The organism is Pseudomonas edaphica (genome assembly GCF_005863185.1).
Taxonomy (GTDB): domain Bacteria; phylum Pseudomonadota; class Gammaproteobacteria; order Pseudomonadales; family Pseudomonadaceae; genus Aquipseudomonas; species Aquipseudomonas edaphica.
In genome coordinates this window covers 1-6,110 of sequence record NZ_VBVZ01000382.1, presented here as the reverse complement: position 1 = coordinate 6,110, position 6,110 = coordinate 1, and the positions used below count along the sequence as shown (strand labels likewise).

The window sequence follows — 6,110 nt, the reverse complement described above, 5'->3', positions numbered from 1 at the left end:
GGTGCTGGCATCGCAGGCAAGCCAGCTCCCACAGCAGCCATAGATTGTTTTCGGCAGTGCGCCTGCCTTTGCGACATAAGCACCGCCCGACACGCAGCCCTGCACCTTTGCCGCCGTAGAAGGTAAACTTCGCCCCCTGCGCAGGAGCAACCATGAATTATCGTCACGCCTTTCACGCCGGCAACCACGCCGATGTCTTCAAACACCTGACCTTGACCCGCCTCATCGCCCTGATGTCGCGCAAGGAGCAGCCGTTCGCCTACCTCGACACCCACGCCGGGATTGGCCTGTACGACTTGCAGGGCGACCAGGCCAACCGCACCGGCGAATACCTGGAAGGCATTGCGCGCCTGTGGGGCGAAAGCGACCTGCCACCACTCACCGCCGACTACATGCGTGTGCTGCACGAGATGAACCCGGACGGCCAACTGCGCTACTACCCAGGCTCGCCGGAGCTGGCGCGCCGCCTCACGCGGCCCCAGGACCGTGTATTGCTCAATGAGAAGCACCCGGAAGACGGCGTGCTGCTCAAGGACAACATGAAGGGCGATCGCCGGGTCAAAGTGCACTTGGGCGAAGGCTGGCATGTGCCACGTGCTTTGCTGCCAGTGCCGGAAAAACGCGCGTTGATGCTGATTGATCCGCCGTTTGAACAGCTTGATGAGATGCAGCGCTGCGCAGCGTCCCTCAAGGAAGCGGTCAGCCGCATGCGCCAGACCGTCGCGGCAATCTGGTACCCGGTGAAGGACCAGCGCATGCTGCGGCGTTTCTATCAGGACCTGGCCGGCACCGGCGCACCGAAGCTGCTGCGTGTGGAATTGCTGGTGCATCCGTTGGACACGCCCAACACCCTGACCGGCTCGGGCCTGGCGATTGCCAACCCGCCGTGGGGGCTGGAGGAGGAACTGCGTGAGCTGCTGCCGTGGCTGTCCAAGAAACTTGGCCAAACCCAGGGTGGGTGGCAGATGGATTGGCTCATCGCTGAGTAATGAGTCGCCTGTCGGAACGCTATCGCGGGCAAGCCCGCTCCCACATTTGGAATGCATTCCAAGGTGGGAGCGGGCTTGCCCGCGATGCTTTTGGCGTCAGATAGGGCAGGTCACGCCGGTACCGCCGATGCCGCAATAGCCTTGCGGATTCTTCGCCAGGTACTGCTGGTGGTACGCCTCGGCGAAATACACCGTCGGGGCTTCTTCGATTTCAGTCGTGATCACACCCAGGCCCGCCTTGTTCAATTCAGCCTGATAGGCATCGGCGCTGGCCTTGGCCGCTTCCAGATGCTCAGGTTTCACCGCGTAGATCACCGAGCGGTATTGGGTGCCGATGTCGTTGCCCTGGCGCATGCCCTGGGTGGGGTTGTGCAACTCCCAGAACATTTTCAGCAGTTCTTCATAGCTGATCTTGTCCTGGTCAAACACAACCAGTACCACCTCGCTGTGGCCGGTCAGGCCCGAGCAGACTTCTTCGTAGGTCGGGTTCGGCGTGTAGCCACCGGCGTAACCGACCACGGTGCTGACCACGCCGTCGCGCTGCCAGAACCGCCGTTCGGCACCCCAGAAGCAACCGAGGCCGAAGATCGCAAACTCTACGTTGTCGACAAAGGGGCCAAGCAGCGGGTTGCCGTTGACGAAGTGGGTTTCGGGCAGGTTCATCGGCGTTTCACGGCCAGGCAAAGCTTGTTCTTGAGTCGGCAGCACGTTTTTGTTCACCAGAATTTCCGAGCGCAAGACCATGATCAGTCCTCTCAGTCAGATTGAGTTATGTATTAAGACAGACAGCCAGTGTGCCCGAGTGTTACAGCGCTGTCAGGCGATTGGCCCGCGCGGATAGCGTTTAAGCTTTTCCAACAGCTCTGCGCCGGGGATCGGCCGGTCGAACAGGTAGCCCTGGCCCACATCGCAGCGATGGCGGCGCAGGAACGCCAGCTGTTCGGCCGTCTCGATGCCCTCGGCCACTACCTTGAGCTTGAGGTTATGGGCCATGGCGATGACCGCCGAGGTGATCTCCATGTCGTCCTGGTTGTCCGGGATTTCGTGGATAAAGCTGCGATCGATCTTGATGATGTCGATGGGGAATTTTTTCAGGTAGCTCAGCGACGAGTAGCCGGTGCCGAAGTCGTCCATGGCCAGGGTCAGGCCGAAGCTCTTGAGCTGGTCGAGTTGAAGGCGCGTGTCTTCGGTGGCTTCGAGCAGCAAGCCTTCGGTCAACTCCAGCTCCAGCAGGTTGGCCGGCAGTTGTTCTTCCTTGAGGATGGTGGCGATCGACGCCACCAGGTCCGGGTCGGAGAACTGCTTGGGCGACAGGTTGATCGCCACCTGCAGATTGCCCATGCCGCCTGCGCTCAACTGCTTGCTCATGCGGCAGGCCTGGCGCGCGATCCATTTGCCGATGGGGATGATCAACCCGGTTTCTTCGGCCACGCTGATGAACTGGTCCGGGCGGATCATGCCCTTTTCCGGGTGATTCCAGCGCAGCAGCGCTTCCATGCCCAGCAAGCGGCCGCTGCGCAGGCACAGTTTGGGCTGGTAGAACACGTCCAGCTCGTTTTGGGTCAGGGCGCGGCGCAGGTTGTTTTCCACGAACAGCTTGTAACTGGCCTCGGCGTTCAGGGCCTCGGTGAAGACCTGCACCTGATGTTTGCCGTTGGCCTTGGCCTTGTGCAGGGCCAAACCGGCGTTACGCATCAGGGTCTGTGGGTCGCGGCCGTGCAGCGGTGCACAGGCCAGGCCCACGGAGCCGGTGACGCTGATCAACTGGTTGTCGACAAACATCGGCTTGTCGAGGGTGGTCAGCAATTGGCTGGCCACCTGTTGGCCGGTCTCAAGGTCGGTATCGTCCAGCAACACCGCAAACTCGTTACTGGCAAAACGCGCCAGGCTGCCACCGGCACTCAGGCTGTTGCGCAGGCGCCGGGCCAGGCTGATCAGCAGTTTGTCACCGGTCTGGTGACCGAGGCTGTCGTTGATGCGCTTGAAGTTGTCGATGTCCACCAGCAGCAGGCTGATCGGGCTGTCGCTGTCGCGGGCGAAGCGTTCATCAAGGTTGCGAATAAACGCCGGGCGGTTGCCCAGGTTGGTCAGGTTATCGGTGTAGGCCAGGCGTTCGATACGCTGCTGCGCGAGCTTGGTCTGGGTGATGTCTTCGTAGATGCCGATGTAGTGGGTCAACTCACGGTTGTCGCCATACACCTTGGAGATCGACAGCTGGCCCCAATAGGGTTCCAGGTTTTTGCGCCGGCTCTTGAATTCACCCTGCCAGCTGTTGCTCTTGGCCAGGCTCGACGGCGCGTCGAACAGCAGTTCGCTGAGGTTTTCCAGGGCCGGCAACTGTGCCAGGCGGTGGCCGTGGACTTCTTCGGCACTGTACTGGGTGATCGCGGTAAAGCTTGGGTTGACGTACTCCACCACGCCGTCGCAATTGACCAGCAGAAAGGCGTTGGCGCTTTGTTCCACCGCGCGCTGGAACAGGTGCAAGGCGCTGGTGGCGGTGCGGCGGTTGTGGTTATTGATCACTTGCGCGAACTGGTCCGCCAGCTCGCCGGCAAAGGCGATCTCATCCGACTGCCAGGCACGCGAGCTGCCACTTTGCTCCAGGCACAACACACCGACGACCTGACCATCTACGCGGATGCTGGCGTCGAGCATGGCGTGGACGTCCTTGGCGCGCAGGCTCTCGGCCATTTCCCGGGTGCGCGGGTCACGCATCGCGTGGGTGGCGTCGATGGCACGGCTCGAATGCAGGGCTTCCAGGTAATCCGGGAAGTTGCTGGCGTCAATCGCTTCGGGCAAGTGGTGCTGCTGGTCTTCGCGGTGGTAGGCCGAGATCGGCACCAGGCGCTGGCCTTCGAGGTTCCAGATGCTGGCGCAGTCGATCTGGTAGATATCGCAGGCACTGCGGGTGATCAGCTCGGCGGCTTCTTGCAGCGAATTCGGCGTGGTGTAGCGCTGGCGCGCCAGCAGCAGGATCAGCTCCTGTTGGGCGCGTACCCGTTCAAGGTGCTGCAGCTGTTCCTGCTGGGCACGCTGGTTGAGTTCCAGGGCGATCTGCAGGCGGCTGTTCTGGTTTTCCAGGTCGGCGGTCGGGGCGGCGGTGGGGATTTCGCTGAACAGGCCGTCGACCACCATCAGGTAGCCGCGCAACAGGTGGCGATTGTGTTGTTTATACGCCTCGCCCATCTCCAGCAGGCTCAAAGGCCCATCGTTGGTGTGCAGGGTGTAGCGCACCAGGTAATGCGGGCTATGGGCCAACTGCTGCTGGATGGTGTCGTGCAGTTGATAGCGCGCCTGGGGTTCCATCAGGCTGGCGTAGGGGGTGCCGATCAAGGCGCACAGTTCCACCGCCGGCAGGCCGAATTGGCGCTCGCAATTGGGGTCCAGGTACAGCAGCGCCCAGCTTGCCTCATTAAGCCGCTCGAAACGCAGCATACCGAGGCGCGAAGGCACCGGTAATTGCGTCACTACCTCGGCCGCCATACGGGCGACATCGGGTTGGCTTTTCATGGGGGAAACTCGCTTGGGAAGATGCGCACGGCGCCGGGCTCACGCCCTCTTTACTGTCACCTGCGGCAAGGTTGCATCATGCAGCACGCACTGACAAGAGAGGATGAAGGCTAAGTGCTATAACCCTGTTATCGGCCGCGTGGGGGATTTCTGCAATCGGGGTGATGGAAGGTGTACAAACCTGTTTTGCGTGTTCAACAGACACCCAAAAAAAGCCCCGCCAAGTGGCGGGGTTGAGGTACGAGCGTGGCGCTCGGAAATCGGTAGTGCCAGGCCTCCCCGGTGACAGGGAGGCCCGTTTGAGGCTTATAGCAAGATGGTGCGGATGTCGTTGAGCAGTTGGCTCAGACGCTGCGTGAAGCGGGCAGCAGCAGCGCCGTTGATCACACGGTGATCGTAGGACAACGACAGCGGCAGCATCAGCTTCGGCTGGAACGCTTTACCGTCCCACACAGGCTGGATAGTGGCCTTGGACACACCCAGGATCGCCACTTCCGGCGCGTTGACGATTGGCGTGAAGCCAGTACCGCCAATGTGACCGAGGCTGGAAATCGTGAAGCAAGCGCCTTGCATGTCGTCGGCGGTGAGCTTCTTGTCGCGGGCCTTGGCAGCCAGCGCAGCAGCTTCAGCGGCGAGTTGCAGCAGGCTCTTCTGATCAACGTTCTTGATCACAGGAACCAGCAGGCCGTCCGGGGTATCCACGGCGAAACCTACGTTCACGTACTTCTTGCGAATGATCGCCTTGCCGCTTGGTGCCAGCGAACTGTTGAAGTCCGGCAGCTCCTTGAGCAGGTGCGCGCACGCCTTGAGCAACAGTGGCAGCACGGTCAGTTTCACACCGGCTTTTTCGGCCACGGCTTTCTGCGCAACGCGGAACGCTTCCAGGTCGGTGATATCGGCCTGGTCGAACTGAGTCACGTGCGGGATGTTCAGCCAGCTGCGGTGCAGGCTCGACGCGCCGATTTGCATCAGGCGGGTCATCGGCACTTCTTCGGTTTCGCCGAAGCGGCTGAAGTCCACGACCGGGATCGGTGGAATACCAGCGCCGCCAGTCGCAGCGCCGGCAGCCGGAGCTTCCTTGGCCTTCTGCATCATGGCTTTGACGTAAACCTGCACGTCTTCCTTCAGCACGCGACCATGTGGGCCGGTGGCCGACACAGCGTTCAGCTCAACGCCGAACTCACGGGCCAGCTGACGCACGGCAGGGCCGGCGTGAACCTTGGCACCGCTTGGCGCGGGTGCAGACGCAGCCGCCGGAGCCGGAGCCGGTGCGGCCTCGGCTTTTGCAGCAGGTGCAGGAGCGGCAGCCGCCGGAGCAGCTTCAGCCTTGGCAGCCGGAGCAGCAGCCGGTGCTGGCGCAGCAGCAGCAGGTGCAGCGCCTTGTACTTTGAGCTTGAGGATGAAGTCGCCAGTGCCGACTTCGTCTTCCAGCTTGACCGCGATGCTTTCCACTACGCCGGCAGCCGGCGATGGGATTTCCATGGAGGCCTTGTCGGACTCCAGGGTGATCAGTGACTGGTCGGCTTCGACGGTGTCGCCGACCTTGACCAGCAGCTCGATGATCTTGGCCTTGCCCGACGAGCCGATGTCCGGAACATGAATGTCCTGGAC

4 protein-coding genes are annotated in these 6,110 nt (G+C 61.8%); 1 reads left to right on the top strand and 3 read right to left on the bottom strand.

All coding sequences use genetic code 11. The annotated features are described in order from the left end of the window. Window positions 1-152: 152 nt before the first annotated feature. Window positions 153-989 (top strand): 23S rRNA (adenine(2030)-N(6))-methyltransferase RlmJ, encoded by an 837-nt coding sequence (locus FEM54_RS22110; protein WP_017138523.1) that lies wholly within the window; start codon window positions 153-155, stop codon window positions 987-989. Between the two features lie 96 nt (window positions 990-1,085). Here the strand turns inward: FEM54_RS22110 and msrA are convergent, their stop codons facing one another. From msrA to aceF, 3 genes are all read right to left on the bottom strand, one after another. Beyond that, window positions 1,086-1,733 (bottom strand): peptide-methionine (S)-S-oxide reductase MsrA, encoded by a 648-nt coding sequence (msrA, locus tag FEM54_RS22105; protein ID WP_138453027.1) that lies wholly within the window; start codon window positions 1,731-1,733, stop codon window positions 1,086-1,088. 72 nt (window positions 1,734-1,805) lie between these two features. Beyond that, entirely contained in the window at window positions 1,806-4,499 is a 2,694-nt protein-coding gene (locus FEM54_RS22100; protein WP_017138521.1) for a putative bifunctional diguanylate cyclase/phosphodiesterase, read from the bottom strand. 306 nt (window positions 4,500-4,805) lie between these two features. Further along, the coding region (gene aceF / locus FEM54_RS22095) for a dihydrolipoyllysine-residue acetyltransferase (protein ID WP_138453025.1) at window positions 4,806-6,110 on the bottom strand (1,305 nt) is incomplete at its 5' end.